The following is a 19,407-nucleotide window of genomic DNA, read 5'->3' as shown; positions in this document are numbered from 1 at the left end:
AAGCCGGCTGTCAGCCGGGCTGGTTTGTCCAGGCGGTATCGAGGATCACCTCGTACGAGCTGATCCGCACCGGCGACAGCGTCAACAGCTCATGAGCGAGCAATTCGCCCGTCTTCGGATCGAAGATCAGAAGAGATTGCGAGTCGTGCTCGCGGTCGTCGAAGGTGATGCCGACTCCGTGCCGGCCGGCGCGGTCCGTTACCTGCCCCCGCCAGCGGAAGCCCGGCACGTCGGCGAGGACCCGCAGGACCGCCGCTCGGGTCGCACGCGGCACGACGTACTGCCCGTAGAGGGTGCTGACCCACTTGCTCGCCGCCCCCGCGCCGTGCTCGACCTTCAGCCGCTCCCGCAGCTCCGACGGGTCGGCCGACAGCGGCCTGAGCTCCTCGGGCGACAGCGGCATGACGGCCGGTGCCGGGGTGCCGGTGGCTGCTGGTCGCCCGATGCTCTCGCGCTGCCAGTAGTCCCGAGACGCCTGGTCGGGGTACTGCGGCTCCAGTTGTGTCCTGATCTGGTTACCGGTCCCGTCAGCGGCCTGCCAGAGCTTCGTCTCGCTGGCGAAGGCCACGTGGTGGCGGCCGTCGGCAGACGTCATCACCGGATCGCCCCACAGCTTCGTGTGGTGATACATGTAGCGGCCGCTCTGGTGGTCGTACGCCGCGTCTTTGATCTTGTTGGCCAGCATGCGTAGCTGCGGGCCGGCGGCCGGCGGATCCGCGTCGAACTGGTACGCGACCGGCACGAGCACCAACCCCGCTGCCGTCGGCTGCTCGCCCGGCGTGTCCGGTGCTCCCTCGCCGAACGGCTGGAGTACCGCCACGGCACCGACCGCGACCGCGAGCGTCCCGGCCGTCAGGACCAGCCGGCGGGTCGGGTGTACGCGACGACGCCCGGCGACCAGCTCGGTAGCGTCGGCGCGGTCGATCAGCTCGCGCGCCGAGACCAGCGGCGGCTCGACGGTGGCGGTCCGTGCCGGGTCGGCCGGGCCGAGAAGGGTACGGGTTCGCTCTGCTCCGAACATCACAGATCCTCTCGAATGGTCACCAACACCGGGCTACGCCGGGTCTGCGCGGGTCGGTCCGACATCGCTTCGGCAAGACGGCGGCGGGCGCGATGCAGGCGCACCGCGGCGGTCGCCCCGGTGCAGCCGAGAACCTTGGCCGCCTCGGAGACCGTCAGCTCCTCCCAGCCGACCAGCCGGAGAATTTCCTGGTCGAGGTCGTTGAGGTTGGCCAGAGCGGACCAGATGTCGGTGACACCGACGCTCGTGTCGGCACCCGACGATCCGGCCAGTCGCTCGAGGTCGACATCGGTGATCGAGAGGAGGTCCGGGGCGGAACGCCGTGACCGCCACTGGTTTGCCAGGAGGCGCCGGGCCACCCCGTACAGCCAGGGCAGGCTGCGCTCCGGCACCTCGGCGCGGCGACGCCAGGCGACGACGAAGACCTCTTGGGCAAGCTCCGCGGACGCATCCCGGTCAGCGAGCCGGCGCAGGCCGTATCGGACTATGTGTTCGTACTCGGCGGCGTAGAGACTGGTGAACCAGCCCTCGTCCCGCTTCTTCGGTGGACCCACCCGAACCCCCATTGCCTCGGCGACTCTCACAGTGGCTTGTGTCGCTGAGGGGCCCGGGGATTACCGCACGGCCGAGGGCGGGTACCGCCTACGGGAGAACGGGCGCTGCGGTCAGTCGTCGATCGCCTGGTAGACGGTGGTCCAGAAGTCGTGCCACATCGGCAGCCGCTGGTCACCCGCGTGCGCCCGCTGCATGAACACGATCGTCGTCAGGTCCACGGCGGGATCGTTGTACCAGGCCGTGCCATAGAAGCCGGGCCATCCGTAGCTGCCGACCGAGGGCCCGAGGTGCGTGCGGCGGGTACGGACCGACAGCCCGAAGCCCCAGCTGATGGCGTCGAAGTATCCGGGCCAGAACCCGGAGACGGCTCTCTGCGCCGGGGTCAGGTGGTCGCTCGTCATCAGCGTCACCGCCGGCCGCGACAGGACCCGCTCGCCGCGATGGGCACCACCGGCGAGCAGAGCCGAGGCGAAGGCGAGGTAGTCCTGGGCGGTCGAGACGAGCCCGCCACCACCGGACTCGAACATCCGCTGTCGACTGAACCGACCGTCGGGGGCGTCCTCGACGACGGGCTCGCCGGTGGCGGCGTTGTCCTGCTCGTACGCCGTCGCGAACCGGCCGAGGCTCTCGCTACCCACACTGAAGGCGGTGTCGGTCATTCCGAGCGGCTTGCAGACCCGCTCCCGCACGGCATCCCCGAAGGACATGCCGGTGGCCCTGGCGATGAGCACGCCCATCACGTTGGCAGCGATGTCGTACATCCAGCGCTCGCCCGGCTGGTGAACGAGAGGGAGGGCACCGAGCTGCCGGATCCACCCGTCCGGCGACGGATATTCGAGCGCGTCCAGCGCGTCGGCGATCGGGACCGTTCCCGGCTCGGCGGGGACCATCCCGGTGCCAAGGGTGCCGTCCAGGACGTCCCGCAGCGTTATCGGGCGTTTCGCCGGGACGGTGTCGTCCAGTGGACCGTGGGGGTCGGCGAGCACCGTCATGTTCGCCAGCTCCGGGAGGAGATCATCGACCGGGTCGTCGAGGCGGAGGGTGCAGTCCTCGACGAGGGTCAGCACACACGCGGCGACTATCGGCTTCGACATCGAGCCCAGGCGACAGATCGTGTCGGCCGCCATCGGCGTCTGCGACCCGGGGCCCTCGAACGCGAGATGACCCGTTGCCTCGATGTGCACCTCGTCGTGCCGGGCGAGGACGGCCACCATGCCCGGGACGAAGCCGGACTCGACGTGGCGCTCAAGCAACCCGTGCAATCGAGCCAGCCGCTTCGACGAGAAGCCACCAGCAGCCACCCGTTCCTCCTCAGCTCGTCCCGTTTGGCAAATTACACGCCAGGCGGCGTTCGCACGGCCCAGGACGAGGTGGGCGGAGACGCTCCGAGCAGTACCACTCATCGGCAGACTCCACCTTCGTCGCGCGAGCGCGGTCAGGTTGCGGAGTTGTGTCGCGGTGCGCGCTCCCACGGAAAAGGGACGACCCCCGTCGGGGGGAGACGGGGGTCGTCGGAGGTTCGGCTCCGGGGGGGTCGAGCCGAACCACTCAGCGGTCACGGGGGGTGCAACCGCTGAGGGTCTGCCTGTTTCGAGGATGTGAAAGCTCGTCGTACGGACAAGTCTGCCTGAGCGGGCCCGTCACGTCGAGTGGTGCTGCCTCCACTCACTGCGAAATTCTCCTCGCAGAGTGTGAGCGTGATCACGCGGAGCGGAGAGCCCGCAGGTCTGAGGGGTGGCATGACCCCGGGCACCCGCCGACGATAGACCATCCGGCTAGACTTTCGCGCCGTGGGCCGAAGTGCCGCTTTCTTCGATCTGGACAAGACCGTCATCGCCAAGTCGAGCGCCCTGGCGTTCGGTCGGCCGTTCTACCGGGATGGGCTGATCACCCGGCGTGACGTGGTCAAGTCGGCGTACGCGCAGCTGATGTTCCGGCTGGGCGGCACCGACGAGCAGACCATGGCCCGAACACGGGACTACCTGGCTGCGCTCTGCAAGGGCTGGCAGGTGGAGCAGGTCCGCCAGATCGTCGCGGAGACGCTGCACGAGCTGATCAACCCCTATGTGTACGCCGAAGCCGCCGCCCTGATCGAGGAGCACCAGGCGGCGGGGCGGGACGTGGTGCTGGTGTCGGCGTCCGGCGAGGAGATGGTCCGGCCGATCGGCGAGCTGCTCGGGGTGACCGACGTGATCGCCACCCGGATGACGGTTCGGGACGGCCGGTACAGCGGCGAGGTCGAGTTCTACGCGGCCGGCCCGAGCAAGGTCGAGGCGGTCAGCGAGCTGGCCGCCGCCCGGGATTACGACCTGGCTGACTCGTACGCCTACTCCGATTCGTACAGCGATCGCCCGTTGCTGGAGTGCGTCGGCCACCCGAGCGTGGTCAACCCGGACCGGCAGCTACGCAAGTTGGCGTCGGAGAACGCGTGGCCGGTGCTGGAGTTCCGGCATCCGATCCCGCTGGGCCGGCGCCTGCGGGAACGGCCTGCGGTCCCGGTGGCCGCGGCGGCTCTGGGGGTCGGGGTGGGTGTGGCCATCGGCATCGCCTGGTACGGCCGGCACCGCCGCACCCGGGCGGCCACCACCGCCTGACGGTCCCGGCCAGGCCGCTCAGGCGGCGGCGAGGATCTCGTCTCCGATGGCGGTGAGCTGGTCGGCGCCGACCTCGACGGCGGCCATGTAGTGACGTAGCCAGGAGCGCAGTCCGTCCGGGGTGCCGGTGGCGAAGGCACCGGCCGCACCGACGTACTCGGGCTCCCGCTCGCGGTGCCCGACGTCGACGGCGAGCAGGCCGCGCGGGTCGAGGCCGCTGGCGAGCAGCACCAGCCGGGCCGCCCCGCGGGCGACCACGCCGGACGGCCCGGCGAACGGGCGCAGGTTGAGCAACTCCCCGTGTACGACCGCGGCGAGCACCAACGGGGAGACCTTCGTGCCGCCGGCGACGAGGCCGGCCAGCCCGTCCAGCCGGGTGGCGACCACGGGGTCGGCCACCGGGCGGCCCAGCTCGGCTTCCGGCACCAGGTCCCGTGCGGCGAGCACGTGCAGCTTGGCGAGCGCCTGGCGGGGGCCTTCGGCCACAGCTCGCTCAGGCCCGGCAGCGCTCCGGCGACCCGCAGCGCGCCCTGGAGCACCGGGTCGGTGACGGTGCCGGCCCGGACCGCCTCACGCTCGTGGACGGCGCCCTCAAGGGCCGCGCTGGCCACCGCTGAGCGCAGGCTGACCTCGGCGGCGACCTGTCCGCCGTGCCGGCGCAGCGCCCGGTGCCCGAGCGCCTGGTCGAACCGCTCGCGGGCCTGCTCGACGGCGGCGGCGATGTCGGCGAGCGCGAGCAGGGGGCGAGCGGGTCGGTGGTCACCCCGCCACGCTAACGACCCGACCCGACGCGGCGGGCCGCACCCGCCCGCAACGCGACAGGGACCACCCGACCCGGGGGCGCGGGGCGGGACGGGCCGTCGGGCGCGCGGCGGGGGCCACTCGGCGCGACGGAGTGGGCAGCCGTGGCCGGTCGAGGACCCCGCGACTACCCTCGTGCCATCGAGACCCAGGTCACCCCGAGGATGAGGAGCCACGGCATGAGCGAGGCATTGGCCAATCTGCTGAACGAGACGCGCCAGTTCCCCCCGCCGGCCGAACTCGCCGCGCACGCCAACGTCACGATCGACGCGTACGCCGAGGCCGAGGCCGACCGGCTGGCCTTCTGGGCGAAGCAGGCCGATCGTCTGGCCTGGTCGAAGAAGTGGGATGAGGTGCTCGACTGGTCGAACCCGCCGTTCGCGAAGTGGTTCGTGGGTGGGCAGCTCAACGTCGCGTACAACTGCCTGGACCGGCACGTCGAGGCGGGCCGGGGCGACAAGGTGGCGATCCACTGGGAGGGCGAGCCGGGCGACACCCGCACCATCACGTACGCCGACCTGCACGCGCTGACCTGTCGGGCGGCGAACGCGCTCACCGACCTGGGGGTGACCGCCGGCGACCGGGTGGCGATCTACCTGCCGATGATCCCGGAGGCGGCGGTGGCCATGTTGGCGTGCGCCCGGATCGGCGCCGCGCACAGTGTGGTCTTCGGTGGCTTCTCGGCGGACTCGTTGAGCAACCGGATCCAGGACGCCAGCGCCAAGGTGGTGATCACCGCGGATGGTGGTTACCGGCGGGGCAAGCCGTCGGCGTTGAAGCCCACTGTGGACGAGGCGGTGGCGAACTCCCCGTCGGTGGAGCACGTGCTCGTGGTCCGCCGCACCGGCGAGGACGTGGCGTGGTCGGAGAAGGACCACTGGTGGCACGAGACGGTGGAGACGGCGTCGGCCGAGCACACCGCGCAGCCGTTCGACGCCGAGCACCCGCTGTTCATCCTGTACACCAGCGGCACCACGGCCCGCCCGAAGGGCATCCTGCACACCACCGGCGGCTACCTCACCCAGGCGTCGTACACGACGCACGCGGTGTTCGACCTGAAGCCGGAGACGGACGTCTACTGGTGCACTGCCGACATCGGCTGGGTCACCGGGCACTCCTACATCGTCTACGGCCCGCTCTCCAACGGCGCCACCCAGGTGATGTACGAGGGCACCCCGGACACGCCGCACAAGGGCCGGTTCTGGGAGATCATCGACAAGTACGGGGTGAGCATCCTTTACACCGCTCCCACCCTGATCCGGACGATGATGAAGTGGGGCGACGACATTCCGGCCGGCTTCGACCTGTCCTCGCTGCGCCTGTTGGGCAGCGTCGGCGAGCCGATCAACCCGGAGGCGTGGATCTGGTACCGGCAGCACATCGGCCGGGGTGAGCTGCCGGTCGTGGACACCTGGTGGCAGACCGAGACCGGGGCCATCATGATCTCGCCGTTGCCGGGTGTGACGGCGGCGAAGCCGGGTTCGGCGATGACCCCGCTGCCGGGCATCGTGGCCGACGTGGTGGACGACCAGGGCCAGTCGGTGCCGAACGGTGGTGGCGGTTACCTGGTGCTGCGCGAGCCGTGGCCGTCGATGCTGCGCACCATCTGGGGTGACGACGACAGGTTCATCGAGACGTACTGGTCGCGTTTCCAGGGCATGTACTTTGCCGGCGACGGTGCGAAGAAGGACGACGACGGGCACATCTGGCTGCTCGGCCGGGTGGACGACGTGATGCTGGTGTCCGGGCACAACATCTCGACGACCGAGGTGGAGTCGGCGTTGGTGTCGCACCCGTCGGTGGCCGAGGCGGCGGTCGTCGGCGCGACCGACCCGACCACCGGTCAGGCGATCGTCGCGTTCGCCATCCCGCGCGGCAGCACGGACATCGCCGGTGAAGCGGGCGAGCAGCTCATCGCCGACCTGCGCAACCACGTGTCGAAGACGCTCGGCCCGATCGCCAAGCCTCGGCAGATCATGCTGGTGCCGGAGCTGCCGAAGACCCGCTCCGGCAAGATCATGCGCCGGCTGCTGCGGGACGTGGCGGAGAACCGGTCGCTCGGCGACGTGACCACGTTGCAGGACTCCTCGGTGATGGACCTGATCTCGTCGGGGATGAGCGGTACGAAGTCCGACGAGGACTGACGGTAGGCGTACCCCGTTGGAGGGTGGCGGTCCGGACGGACCGCCACCCTCCGTCATGTCTTACGGGTGCGGTCCCTGCCGCCTCACCACTGTCACATCGGTCGGTCGGTGGAGCCGGGAGAAGCTGAACGGGCACAGGCGTCGATCACCTCTGTCCTTTCGGCCGGTTGTGCTTTAGGTTCACGCAGGTTGGAAGAGTTCGACACACATCGCATCGATGGTCGGCCACGCCAACGTCCTCCTCCCCATGCCCGAGAAACGGAGCGGCATGAACCACAAACCGCAGTCCAGGGCGCGGCGACGACTACTCGTCGCGCTGCCCGTCATCGCCCTCGCGGCCACGTCACTGACCGTGAGTGGCAGCGCGGCCGCCAAGCCGTCGTCCGGCACCCCCCTGGCGGTGATCGGCGCGGACGAGCACTACATCAACTACGCCGAGCCCGAGGTGCAGCCGGACACCACCGGTCGTGAGGTGAAGGGCAAGGGTGGCGTCTACACCCCTGCCGCCGAGTCCGCGCGGGCGTTCGACCAGAAGCACGCCCGGGGCAACCCGGTGACCGCACGGCAGTTGGCCAAGGACGAGGCCAAGTCGCTGAAGACGGGCCAGAACCCCCGCAAGTTCAAGAAGGCGCCGACCACGCAGACGGCGAAGCTGCTGACGCTGCTTGTCGAGTTCAACGACAAGGCCAACGACGACTTCACCGGTGTGATGGTCCCCAAGACGGTGTTCGAGGACCGCACCTGCGTCCCCGGCACCGTCCAGAACGGCCCGAAGCACAACAAGATCCCGGACCCGTCGCGGCTGCCCCACGAGGACAACAACTCGATGTGGGTGCCGGACTTCTCGCCGCAGCACTACAACAAGATGCTGTACAGCAAGAAGGGCATCACCGAGCGGGTCCGCACCGACCTGCGGGGCCCGGACGGCAAGAAGGGCATCGACCTGTCCGGTCGCACCATGCACAACATGTACCTGGAGATGTCCAAGAACGCGTACACGGTGGACGGGCAGGCCAGCCCGTGGATCACCGTGCCGCACTCGGAGGGCTGGTACGCGGCCAACCGCTGCTTCCAGGACGAGACCGGCGCGTGGGTTCCCGGCCGTGAGCAGTCGATGAACGGCCACCCGGACAACCCGGCCGGCGCGGGCCGCCTGGCGACCGACGCGATCGACGCGCTCGTCGCGAAGGACCCGAACTTCCCGTGGGCCGACTACGACATCGAGGACCAGGCCGACCGCGACGGTGACGGCAACGTCTTCGAGCCGGACGGCGTGATCGACCACCTCGTGCTGGTGCACGCCGGTCAGGGCAAGTCCCGCGGCGGCGGCGCCGAGGGCGTGTACGCCGTCTGGGCGCACTCCTCCACGGTCGCCGGTGGCTACACCATCCCGGGCACCAACCTCAAGGCGTCGAACTACATCGTGCAGCCGGAGGACGCCGGCGTCGGCGTCTTCGCCCACGAGTTCGGCCACGACCTGGGCCTGCCGGACCTCTACGACACGTCCGGCAACGCCGACTCCGACGTGGACTTCTGGGACCTGATGGCCTCGGGCTCGCACTCGGGTGAGATCTTCCAGGCGCTGCCGACGCACATGGGCATCTGGGACAAGTGGGTGCTCGGTTGGGCCGACCCGCTGACCATCCGCCCCGGGTCGAACCCCCGCGAGGTGAAGCTCGGCCAGACGTCGCGCACCCCGATCGACTCCGAGGACGGCATCAAGGTCGACCTGCCGGACAAGGTGACGACCCTGGCCACCCCGCACAGCGGCACCAAGATGTGGCACAGCAACAACGACCAGGAGTGGGCCGACGTCAAGCTGAGCCGCTCGGTCGACGTGCCGGCGGCCGCCGACTCGAAGTTCTGGATGTGGAACAACTACATCATCGAGGAGGACTGGGACTACGGCTTCGTCGAGCTCTCGACCGACGGCGGTACGACCTGGACCGAGCAGAAGGTGTACGACGAGGGTGGCACGGTGGTCACCACGCCGGACGGCTACCCGGACCCGAACGGCCGGATGAACGACTTCGGCGGCAAGAAGTACGGCCTGACCGGCAGCACCGACGGCTGGCGGCACGACTACGTCGACCTGTCGGCGTACGCCGGGACGACAGTGCAGGTGCGGCTGCGGCTGGCCACCGACGAGGCGTTCGAGGAGCGCAACTGGTTCGTCGACGACTTCTCGGTCACCGGCGGTGGGGCCACCACCTGGAGTGACGACGTCGAGGGCGGCGCCAACGGCTGGACGGCCACCGGCGGCACCTTCGTCGACACCACCGGCGGCGGCTGGGAGATCTCCAGCGGCACCGAGGTGCACGCCCAGTACTACCTGGCGGAGTGGCGCAACTTCGACGGCTTCGACAAGGGCCTGAAGTACGCCTACGACACCATCTACTCGCACGAGGCGTGGAAGGTCGACCGGATCTCGTACAACGCTCCGGGCATGCTGGTCTGGTACCGGGACACCGCGCTCGGCGACGTCAACCACGTCACCGGGCAGATGACCGCGCTGCCCAGCTACGGCGCGAAGGGTGGGTTGCTCATCGTCGACTCGCACTTCGACCCGCTGCGCCGTACCGGCGAGGCGGCGGTGAAGGACCCGTCGGTGACGGACAACCTGCCCAGCCGCCCGCAGTCGTCGAACGCGGCGTTCACGCTGAACCGGACGTACCCGTTCACCGAGTGCCTGGAGGCGGCGGACGAGCCGTACAGCGCGTACTGCACGAAGTTCAAGGGGCTGCCGCCGGTGAAGGCGTTCACCGACGCCAAGGGCTGGTACCCGGGCATCGAGATGCGCGATGGTGCCGCCTACGCCCGGGACAACGACGCGTCGGTGGTCCTGCCGTCGCGGAACAACGCGCCGTACACCACCCGGGTCACCCACCCGGACGGCAGCCCCGCGCCGGAGTTCTACGGCGTGACCCTGGGCGGCGGCGCGATCGTGCTGGGCACCGGTAACCCCGGCGACCAGGGCGTGAACTACGGCGTCTCACTCACCATCAAGAAGGCGGCCGGGGACAACTCGTCCGCCACGATCTTCGTCACCCCGGCGAAGAAGTAGCGGTTTCAGTTCGACAACTGACAGTGGGGCCGGTGGCGGAGACGCTGCCGGCCCCACTGTCGTATGTGCGATGAACTCGATCGAAAAATGTCGTTGTATACGTTCGCGTCCGGTCCTCGCTGGTCAGCGTGGCTGATGAACCGTCGGGGTGTGACGGTGAAAAGCATTCCCAACAAAAACTTGCAACAAATCGACGCGAGGTTCTTCCCACCCGTCCCGGCAGTAACTATGTTCACCAATGGTCCCACTAGTGGGATCGATCTCCCACCGGCCCGTACCCCCGTTGGGCCGGTTCCCTCACACCGGAGGTACCACGTGCGCAAAGTCGCAGTGGGTCTGCTCGGGCTCTCACTGACGGCGACAGGCCTGGCTTTCGGCCCGTCCGCCTCGGCGGCGCCTCAGCCCAAACTGCCGGCAGCAGCACCGGCCGCTGCCGAACCGCAGGCGCTGAAGGACGAACTCCCCGACAAGCTCGAGGACAAGCGCCGCGCGATGCGCGAGCAGGGTCTCAGTGACGTGCTCAGCGGTCGCAGCAAGCCGATCGAGCGCAACGGCAGCACGGTTGTCAAGGTCGGCGAGACGAGCGGCACGGGCACCAACGCCCGCGCCGCCGCTGGCGCCAAGCAGACCAAGGACCAGTACGTCGAGCTGAAGCGTGAGCGGACCGACAAGATCTTCGTGATCCTGGCCGAGTTCGGTGACGAGCGGCACCCGTCCTACCCGGACAAGGACATGAACCCGGACATCGCCGGCCCGGCGACGTTCCAGGGTCCGCTGCACAACAAGATCCCCGAGCCCAACCGGGCCGTGGACAACTCCACCATCTGGCAGCCGGATTTCAGCCCGGAGCACTTCCGCCAGCTGTACTTCGGCACCAACCCGGGCGACGAGTCGCTCAAGCAGTACTACGAGGCGCAGTCCTCGGGTCGCTACACCGTCGATGGTGAGGTGACCGACTGGGTCAAGGTCAAGTACAACGAGGCCCGTTACGGTCGTTCCGACGACCCGATCGCGGACCCGGAGCCCGGCCAGCCGGCGGACCCGCGGGACGACCCGGCCGTCTGCGCCGACAACGTCTGCCCGAACACCTGGAACCTGATCGCCGACGCCGCCAACCAGTGGGTCGCCGACCAGAAGGCCAAGGGCCGGACGGACGCGCAGATCGCCACCGAGATGAAGTCCTTCGACCAGTGGGACCGCTTCGACTACGACGGTGACGGCGACTTCAACGAGTCGGACGGCTACATCGACCACTTCCAGATCGTCCACTCCGGCGGCGACCAGGCCGACGGTGACCCGCAGCAGGGTGAGGACGCCATTTGGAGCCACCGCTGGTCGGCCTTCAACAGCTCGCCCGTCGGCCCGCCGAACTTCCCGATCGGCGGCACCCAGATCGGCAACACCGGCGTCTGGATCCGCGACTACACGATCCAGCCGGAAAACGGCGGCCGCAGCGTCTTCTACCACGAGTACGGCCACGACCTGGGCCTGCCGGACGACTACGGATCGACCGACAACAACAACGAGCACTGGACCCTGATGGCCCAGAGCCGGCTCGGCGCGAAGAACGACGTCGGGATCGGCGACCGGGGCGGCGACCTCGGCGCGTGGAACAAGCTCCAGCTCGGCTGGCTCGACTACGAGGTGATCGTGGCGGGGCAGAAGCGCTCTCTGGAGCTGGGCCCGCAGGAGTACAACTCGGAGAAGGCACAGGCCGCGGTGGTCGTGCTGCCGCAGCGGGAGTACACGTTCAACTACGGCGCACCGTTCGCGGGTGCCAAGCAGTATTTCTCCGGTAACGAGGACGACCTCGACAGCAAGATGACGAGGACGTTCGACCTCACCGGCAAGTCCACGGCGGCGCTGTCGCTCAAGGGCAAGTACAGCATCGAGGCCGGTTACGACTACCTCTACTTCGAGGGGTCGACCGACGGCGGTAAGACCTGGATCGACCTGAACGGCACTGTCAACGGCACGCCGATCGGCGTCGACGGTGCCGGCCGCCCGGCTCTCGCTGGCACCAGCCGGGGCGCCTGGACGGACATCAACATCCCGCTGACCTCGCTCGCCGGCAAGGTGGCGCAGGTCCGCCTGCACTACGTCACCGACGGTGGGGTCTCCGAGGGCGGCTTCTTCGGTGACGCGATCACCGTGACCGCCGACGGCCAGACCGTGTTCAGCGACGGCGCCGAGACCGACGCCGGCTGGACCCTGGAGAAGTTCCAGGTGGTCGGCGCGACCTACACCCGGCTGTTCGACAACTTCTACATCGCCGGCAACCGGTCGTACGTCTCCTACGACAAGTACCTGAAGACCGGCCCGTACTTCTTCGGCTACGCGAACACCCGCCCGGACTGGGTGGACCACTACGCGTACCAGGAGGGCCTGCTCATCTCGTACTGGAACACCCGCTGGTCGGACAACGACACGGGTGCCCACCCGGGTGAGGGTCGCAACCTGTACATCGACGCGCACCCGCGCCCGATCTACAACCTCACCGGGGCTCCGTGGCGCGCACGCATCCAGGTGTACGACGCACCGTTCAGCCTGAACAAGGCCGACTCGTTCACCCTGCACCTCAACAGCCAGCCGCAGTACATCCGTGGCCAGGCCGCTGAGCCGCTGTTCGACGACACCAAGAAGTACTTCTACGAGGAGCTGCCGAACCACGGCGTCAAGCTCCCCGCGACCGGTGTCAAGATCAAGGTTCTGGAGCAGGACGGCACCTCGATGAAGATCCGGTTCAGCTGACCACTGATCCCGCACCAACAAGCGACGCCCGGGCAGGTCAACTGCCCGGGCGTCGCCCGTTTGCGCGACCCCTCACCGGTGGCCCGGACCGGGTTCTCCAGGACCAGCCGAGCCGGTTCCCCTGTTCCCGGTCCGGGGCAACCCGGGGCTTTCCCCTGTTCAACACGACCACCAGGGTCGCCTGCGACATCCGGGTCCTAGGCTGTCTGCCATGACCGACCAGCGCGGCGGGGCCGTCGACGAGTCCTGTGTCCTCACCGAGGGGCCGTGGACGCACCGTTTCGTCGGCGCCAACGGCAGCCGGTTCCACGTGGTCGAGGCCGGCACCGGGCCGATGGTGCTCTTCCTGCACGGCTTCCCCGAGCACTGGTGGGCCTGGCACCAGATGCTGCCGGCGGTCGCCGACGCCGGCTTCCGGGCGGTCGCCGTCGACCTGCGTGGCTACGGGGCCAGCGACAAACCACCCCGGGGGTACGACGGCTACACCCTCGCCGCCGACATCGCCGGGCTGATCCGCGCGCTCGGCGAACGGTCCGCGACGATCGTCGGCAGCGGCCTCGGTGGAATGGTGGCCTGGACGGTGGCCTCGTTCCACCCGTCCCTGGTCCGCCGGCTCGTGGTGCTGGGGGCACCGCACCCGCTGCGACTGCGCGCCGCCATCTTCGCCGACCCGCGCGGGCAGTTCACCGCCTCCACCCCGGCGTTGAAGTTCCAGCTACCCCGCTACGAGCACGTGCTGACCCGCGACGGCGCGGCGGCCGTCGCCGAGATCATGCGTCGCTGGGGCGGCCCACAGTGGGTGGCCGGGCCGGACTTCGAGGCGTACGCCGAGCGGTGCCGGGAGGCGATGTGCATCCCGCAGGCCGCGTTCTGCGCGCTGGAGGGTTACCGCTGGGCGTTCCGCTCGCTGCTGCGGCTGCACGGCTACCGGTTCGTCCGCCTGATGCAGAAGCCGCTGTCCACCCCGACCCTGCAACTGCACGGCGCCCTGGACACCGCCTCCCTGCCCCGGACCGCTCTGGGCTCCGGCCGGTACGTCGTCGCCCCGTACGAGTGGCGACTGCTCGACGGGGTGGGGCACTTCCCGCACCTGGAGGCACCGGAGCTGGTGCTCGGCGAGATCCTGCGGTGGGCGAAGACCTGACCTGTCAGACCCGCTGCTCCCGTAGGTCGGTGACCTCGGCGGCCGGTGCCCAACCCTGGTAGACGCCGAAGTCGAAGACCTCCAGCCGCATCGCCTCGGCCACCGGCCAGCGACCACCTGTGTACTCCACCCGCAGCCAGGCGTCGTGCTCGCCGAGCACGATGAACGGCTGCCCCTGCCAGGTGCAGGTGGTCCGCACGTACGCCAGATCCTCGATCTCGCTCGCCGGCAGGACCCGGACGTAGCGGCCCGCGCGGACCTCCTCGAAGCCCTCGCCCGGCTCTGGTTGGTAGAGGCGGATGTCGTCGCCGTCCGGGCTGGCCTGGTATTCCCGGCCCTGCCAACGGGCCACGTAGCCGTCGCGCATCACGCCTCCCCGACCCGTCGCCAGGTGACCGAGTCGGTGTCCAACTCCGCGACCACCCGCTCGGTGCCGTCCGCGCCGATCCGCCAGAGCTGCGCGCCGTGCGGCAGGCGTGCGCTGTCCACTTTGAACTCCGCCACCACGTCGCTGCTCTCGCCCGGGGCGAAGCCGTTGCCGCGGAACGGCGGGCGTTCGATGACCCAGCCCTCCATGGCCCGCATCGCCGGCTCGTTCTGACCGCCGTACGGGATGCGGTAGAGGCTCGGCCGGTGCGCCGGCCAGCGCAGAACGTAGATCTCCTCGGCGTCCGGGGCGAACGGTGAGCCGGGGTAGCTGAGGCCGAGCGCGTCGTGCAGCTGGGCCGGTGTGGTCAGGTGGGACAGCTCACCGGCCCGGTGCACGAACCCGGACACCCGGTCGTACCCACGATCCAGGTAGTACGCGAGCTGGCTGGGCGCGATCGCCTTCTGCATGACCGTCGGCCGGGTGGGGTCGACCGCCGCGGGGGCGTACCGGGGGCGGGCGGTGGGCTCGGCCGCGGCCGGCGCCTCCTCCTGGTCCACCTCCAGGTCGTCGCCGAGCCCCACCTCGGCGGCCCAGTTGGCCAACGCGACGATCTGCTCGCCGGGCAACTTGGCACCGACAGGCGTGCCGGGGTTGACGGCGAACGACCAGTCCTCGTCGGGCCAGCGCCTGATCAGTTGGGCGAACTTCACCCGGACCGTGTCGACGTCTCCCTCGACGTGGTCGGCGAGGCGCTCCGCCGACGTGTAGACCACCACGTACGTCTCGCCGTCGAGCTGCCCGGTTCGCCAGACGAAGCCGGGGTCCCCCGGGCGGCTTCCCCGCGCCGAGTCCGGTGCCGCCGGCAGCAGCACCCGGGCCAGCAGCAGGGTCGACAGGAACGTGTCGGTGCTGCCGGAGCCGGCGGCGCTGAGCAGGTCCTCCTCGACAGTGTTGGCCGGCTCGAACTCGATCGGCGCCGGCTCGTCGGCCGGCGGGTGCGGGCCGTCGCTCGCGAACAGGCTCTCGCCGCTGCCGGCCCGGTCCGTACCGGTCAGGCGGACCGACGAACCACCACTTTCGGCGTGATCGGCACCGAGCTGGTCGTCGGTCCGCAGTCCGCCCAGACCGGGATGGCCGACCTCGGTCGGACCGCTGGGCTGCGGAGTGGACGGGCCCGGGGTGGGCGGACCGGGGTCGAACGACGCGGGCCCGGGCGGGCTGACCGACGACGGGCCGAACAGGCCCGGGTCGGGGGCGCCGATCCGAACAGCGGCGGGGCGGCCTCGGCGGGGCTGGGCCGGCGGGGCGCCTCGACCGGCGCGCTGCTCTCGACCGGGTCGGTGAGGTCACGGGACTCGATGATGGTGCCCTCGATGACGATGGGCGTGAAGCCGCGACGCGGCGCGGGCGGCCCGGAGACCGGTTCCGCGACGGACGCCGGCAGATCGTCCGCCGGCCCGAACCGGCCCGGCCGGTCCTGGGGGATCGCCTGGGTCTGCTCCGCCGAAGGGGCGGGCCGCCCAGGCGTGCCGGCACGTGGGGGCTCACCGGTCATCCGGAACGCGCGAGTGGGCTCCTCGGCCAGCGGGTTGTGCCGGCGCGGAGGCAACGGCTGGGTGATCTCCTCGCCGGACGGCGGTACGCCCATCCCACGGGACGCGCCGAGGCGACCCTCCGGCCGGGACGCGCCGAGGCGACCCTCCGGCCGACCCATCGGCTGGGTGGCTGCCGGATCCGCCGCCATCGGAAAGGCCCGCGTTGCGGTCTCGTCGGCCGGTGCATCGGCTGGGCGGCGGCGAGGGAAGGGCTGGCTGCCTCGCCCGAACCGGGTCGGCGGGGCCGCCCGGTCACCGGGACGACCTCCGCCGGGGGCCGGTTCCCGGGTCGGGCTGGGGTCGAAGAAGGAGCGCCGAGGTGCCGCCTGGGGACCACCGTTGCCGTTACCCGCGGCGGGGCCGTCGACGTCGCCCGGCCGGGTCGCTGCCGGCCAGCCCACGCTCGGCCCGGGCTGATCGGTGGCAGGGCCGGTGGACGCCAACGGAGTGAACCGGGACGGCCGCCCACTGCGGGGCAGGGCTCCGCTGACCGGCGCGGGCCGGGGCGGCTCGGTCGGGTGCCGCTGACCGGCGGCGGGCAGGTCGTCCTCGGCGGGTCGACGCGGCGGCTCGGCGGGGACGGGTGGCCGGGGTGCCGGGCCCGGCACCGACGGGGCACCCACCCGGGGCGGCCTCCGGGGCGAGATCGGAGCAGCCGGACCCGGGTCGGGCCCGGACGAGAACGCCCCCGTCGCCGGAGGCGATCCAGCGGCTGGCGCGGCGTCGCGAGGTGGCATGCCGGGCCGGGTGCGGGCCAACGTCTCGGCCCGTTCCAGGCGAGCGCGGGCACCCATGGCACGGCCGGGCAGCCGGACGTCGCCTCGGGACAGCTGCGACACGAACCAGGCCGGCAGGTAACCCTCGACCGGCAGACCCGGATTGACGGCGAGCCACCACTCGTGGTTGGGCCAGCTGGCCGCGAGATCGGCGAAGGGGATGCGTCGGTTGCTGCCGGCGTGATCGCCGAGGCAGGCCCGCAGTGCGGCGGCGGAGGTGAAGGCCAGGACATGGGTCCGGCCGCCGGTGGTCCAGGTGCCCCATCCGGCGGGTGGCTGGCCGGGCTGCGTCGGCGCGGAGACCGGCAGCAGCACATCGGTGCGGGACAGGAGCCGGAAGTAGAGCTCCTGGTCGTTGGCGCGCAGCGCGTCGCGCATCGCCACCTCGGCCTCCGTGGCCGGCTCCCATTCGGTCACGGCCACCTCCCCTTCCGAGAACAGGCCACAGGTATCGCGTACAACCTACAAGGTGGCACCAAGATCACAATGGCTGGCCGACGGCGGCCTGTCAGGGCGCGGAGGAGGCGATAACATCCCGTTCCGGAGCCGACACGATACGGAGGGTGTCGATGTCCCGATCGATCACGCGCCCGGTCCTCGCAGGTCTGGCCGCCAGCCTGTTGACCGTACCGGCACTTCCGGCCGTCGCCGCCACCGCCGGGCTCCGGGCGGCACCTGCCTGCGCGACAGCACTCGCCCCCGTCCGGCCGGTCGCGGCGACGCCCTGGCCACAGCAACGGTACGACCCCGCGCGGCTCGCGCCGCTGGCCACCGGCGTCGGAGTGACAGTCGCGGTGGTCGACTCCGGGGTGGACCGGGTGCACCCGCAGCTGGCTGGGCGGGTGCTGGCGGGCACCGATCTGCTCGACCCCGGCGGGGACGGCGGTCGGGACTGCGCCGGGCACGGCACCGGTGTGGCGAGCATCATCGCGGCGGCACCTCGACCTGACGTCGCCTTCCGCGGCCTGGCACCGGGTGCCCGAATCCTGCCGGTGCGAGTGAGTGAGCAGCAGGTGGTGCAGGGGCGGGAGTCGGGGCGTACGGTCAGCGCCGACGAGTTCGCCCGAGCCATCAGATGGGCCGTCGACCATGGTGCCGACGTGGTGAACCTGTCCGTGGTGCTGTACGCGGACGACCCGGAGGTCCGTTCGGCAGTGCGGTACGCGGTTGACCGGAACGTGGTGCTGGTGGCCGCCGCCGGCAACCTGCACGACAGCGGGGACCCCCGACCGTTCCCCGCCGGCTACGACGGGGTGCTCGGCGTGGGCGCGATCGGGGCGGACGGCGGGCGGGCGACCTTCTCGCAGACCGGCCCGTACGTCGACCTGGTGGCACCGGGCAGTGCGGTGCTGACCGCCGCACCCGGTGCGGGCCACCATCGGGTCGAAGGCACCAGTTACGCGGCGCCGTTCGTGGCCGCCACCGCCGCGTTGCTGCGGGAATACCGACCCGAGCTGACCGCCGCCCAGGTGGCGGAGCGGATCATCGCCACCGCCGATCCAGCTCCGGGCTCGGGCCGCGGCGGCGGGTACGGCGCCGGGGTGTTGAACCCCTATCGGGCGGTCACCGAGACCAGCGGCGGCCGTGCGGGCGGTACGCGGCCGGTCGCCGCGCTCGCCGACGAGCAGGCCGACCCCGCGCAACTCGCCCGCCAGGCCCGCCGGGCCGCCGCGCGGGACCGAGCCCTGCTGGTCGGCGCGGTGGCCGGCATGACGGCGGTCACCGTGACGCTGCTCGCCCTGGTGGCGCCCCGGGGCACCCGTCGACGCTGGCGCCCGGCCGGCCCGGCCTGAGCCCGCCCGCGCACGGCCCTGACCTCCGACCGGCTGCGGGCGGGGCGCTGACCCGGACACGGTCAGCGCTCCCGGCCCACATCGCTCACTGGAACAGCCCGGTGTTCTTCTTCTCGGTGTCCAGGTAGTCGGTGGCGGAGTCGTTCACCGCCAACCTGATGTCACGCAGCATCGCCTGCAGGTCCTGCGAGGCCGAGCGCCACCGCGCCTGCCGCTGCTCGTAGGCCTGCCGCGCCTCGCCCGTCCAGCTCGCCACCAGCGGGGCGGCGTCCCGTTCGAGTTGGCCGAGTTGCGTGTCGAGGGTGTTCAACGCCTTCTGAATGTCAGCGCCGGCCTGCTGCAGCGCGGCGAAGTTGACGACCAGCACACCATGGTCCATCGGATTCCCTCCCCAGCGGGATCAGAGCGGCAGCTGGATGCCGCCGCGGTTGGTGCCGGCCACCCGGCTGGCCACCTCGTCGTCGGACACGTCGTACTGCCGACCGGCGGTGCGGATCGCACCTGCGGTCTCCCGCAGCGCGCGGTGCAGCGCCGCCTGGTCCTGTGACCACTGCTGCTTGACCTGCTCGAACGACCGGCCACCAGCGCCACGCCAGGCCTGCTGCAACACCTCCAGCTCGGCCAGCAGGCCGGTCAGCATGGACTGCAACGACTGGTCCACCTGCTCGAACTTCGCGGCGGTCTGCTGCATCACCGCGGCTTCTGCCTTGGTTTGGGACACCCGGACGTCACCTCGTCTCTCGGATCGCACCTGGCCGTCGACGCGCCCACCCTGGGCGGCGCGTCGTCGCTTGGCCCG

Annotated in this window: 13 protein-coding genes and 2 pseudogenes; 6 read left to right on the top strand and 9 right to left on the bottom strand. The window is 70.7% G+C overall.

What is annotated here, in order from left to right; all coding sequences use genetic code 11:
- Positions 1 to 10: 10 nt before the first annotated feature.
- From ACQP0U_RS01985 to ACQP0U_RS01975, 3 genes are all read right to left on the bottom strand, one after another.
- Complete coding sequence (locus ACQP0U_RS01985) at positions 11 to 1,021, bottom strand: CU044_5270 family protein (RefSeq protein WP_433315231.1); 1,011 nt, start codon at positions 1,019 to 1,021, stop codon at positions 11 to 13.
- Positions 1,021 to 1,575: an RNA polymerase sigma factor gene (locus tag ACQP0U_RS01980; RefSeq protein WP_433315229.1), complete on the bottom strand. Its 555-nt coding sequence runs from the start codon at positions 1,573 to 1,575 to the stop codon at positions 1,021 to 1,023. Before ACQP0U_RS01980 ends, ACQP0U_RS01985 begins: the two co-directional genes overlap by 1 nt.
- Positions 1,576 to 1,686: 111 nt before the next feature.
- Positions 1,687 to 2,877, bottom strand: coding sequence for a serine hydrolase domain-containing protein (locus tag ACQP0U_RS01975; protein ID WP_433315227.1), 1,191 nt, complete (start codon positions 2,875 to 2,877; stop codon positions 1,687 to 1,689).
- A 489-nt stretch (positions 2,878 to 3,366) separates the two neighbouring features.
- Between ACQP0U_RS01975 and ACQP0U_RS01970 the strand changes: the two genes are divergently transcribed.
- Entirely contained in the window at positions 3,367 to 4,170 is an 804-nt protein-coding gene (locus ACQP0U_RS01970; protein WP_030486293.1) for an HAD family hydrolase, read from the top strand.
- A gap of 18 nt (positions 4,171 to 4,188) precedes the next feature.
- Here ACQP0U_RS01970 and ACQP0U_RS01965 read toward each other — a convergent pair.
- Positions 4,189 to 4,910, bottom strand: a pseudogene (locus tag ACQP0U_RS01965) (oxidoreductase).
- A gap of 240 nt (positions 4,911 to 5,150) precedes the next feature.
- Between ACQP0U_RS01965 and acs the strand changes: the two are divergent.
- The 4 genes from acs (at position 5,151) to ACQP0U_RS01945 (ending at position 14,074) form a co-directional block, all read left to right on the top strand.
- Positions 5,151 to 7,115 carry an acetate--CoA ligase gene (gene acs / locus ACQP0U_RS01960; RefSeq protein ID WP_433315225.1) on the top strand — a complete coding sequence of 655 codons (1,965 nt, stop codon included), beginning with the start codon at positions 5,151 to 5,153 and terminating at the stop codon, positions 7,113 to 7,115.
- Between the two features lie 268 nt (positions 7,116 to 7,383).
- Positions 7,384 to 10,179 (top strand): immune inhibitor A domain-containing protein, encoded by a 2,796-nt coding sequence (locus ACQP0U_RS01955; protein ID WP_433315223.1) that lies wholly within the window; start codon positions 7,384 to 7,386, stop codon positions 10,177 to 10,179.
- 330 nt (positions 10,180 to 10,509) lie between these two features.
- Positions 10,510 to 12,930: an immune inhibitor A domain-containing protein gene (locus ACQP0U_RS01950; protein WP_433320550.1), complete on the top strand. Its 2,421-nt coding sequence runs from the start codon at positions 10,510 to 10,512 to the stop codon at positions 12,928 to 12,930.
- Between the two features lie 211 nt (positions 12,931 to 13,141).
- Entirely contained in the window at positions 13,142 to 14,074 is a 933-nt protein-coding gene (locus ACQP0U_RS01945) for an alpha/beta fold hydrolase (protein ID WP_433315221.1), read from the top strand.
- 4 nt (positions 14,075 to 14,078) lie between these two features.
- Here ACQP0U_RS01945 and ACQP0U_RS01940 read toward each other — a convergent pair whose 3' ends face one another.
- From ACQP0U_RS01940 to ACQP0U_RS01930, 3 genes and pseudogenes are all read right to left on the bottom strand, one after another.
- The gene (locus ACQP0U_RS01940; RefSeq protein ID WP_030486287.1) at positions 14,079 to 14,444 is read right to left on the bottom strand and encodes a hypothetical protein; all 366 of its coding nucleotides are present in this window, start codon (positions 14,442 to 14,444) and stop codon (positions 14,079 to 14,081) included.
- Positions 14,441 to 15,316, bottom strand: coding sequence for an SseB family protein (locus tag ACQP0U_RS01935; RefSeq protein WP_433315219.1), 876 nt, complete (start codon positions 15,314 to 15,316; stop codon positions 14,441 to 14,443). The genes ACQP0U_RS01940 and ACQP0U_RS01935 overlap by 4 nt, the downstream gene beginning before the upstream one ends.
- Before the next feature lie 467 nt (positions 15,317 to 15,783).
- Positions 15,784 to 17,232: pseudogene (locus ACQP0U_RS01930) on the bottom strand (SseB family protein); the annotation flags it as partial.
- Positions 17,233 to 17,384: 152 nt separating this feature from the next.
- Between ACQP0U_RS01930 and mycP the strand changes: the two are divergent.
- Positions 17,385 to 18,608 carry a type VII secretion-associated serine protease mycosin gene (mycP, locus tag ACQP0U_RS01925; RefSeq protein WP_433315217.1) on the top strand — a complete coding sequence of 408 codons (1,224 nt, stop codon included), beginning with the start codon at positions 17,385 to 17,387 and terminating at the stop codon, positions 18,606 to 18,608.
- A gap of 85 nt (positions 18,609 to 18,693) precedes the next feature.
- On the opposite strand, the gene ACQP0U_RS01920 is transcribed toward mycP, so the two are convergent.
- Together ACQP0U_RS01920 and ACQP0U_RS01915 are read right to left on the bottom strand one after the other, a co-directional pair.
- On the bottom strand, positions 18,694 to 18,987 hold the full coding sequence (locus ACQP0U_RS01920; protein ID WP_433315215.1) for a WXG100 family type VII secretion target: 294 nt from the start codon (positions 18,985 to 18,987) through the stop codon (positions 18,694 to 18,696).
- A gap of 21 nt (positions 18,988 to 19,008) precedes the next feature.
- Positions 19,009 to 19,329, bottom strand: a complete 321-nt coding sequence (locus tag ACQP0U_RS01915; RefSeq protein ID WP_030334170.1) for a WXG100 family type VII secretion target — start codon at positions 19,327 to 19,329, stop codon at positions 19,009 to 19,011.
- Positions 19,330 to 19,407 lie beyond the last annotated feature (78 nt).

Origin of the sequence: Micromonospora sp. CA-269861, from assembly GCF_050948505.1 — a bacterium.
Lineage (GTDB): Bacteria > Actinomycetota > Actinomycetes > Mycobacteriales > Micromonosporaceae > Micromonospora.
This window is presented reverse-complemented; position numbering and strand designations above follow the sequence as displayed.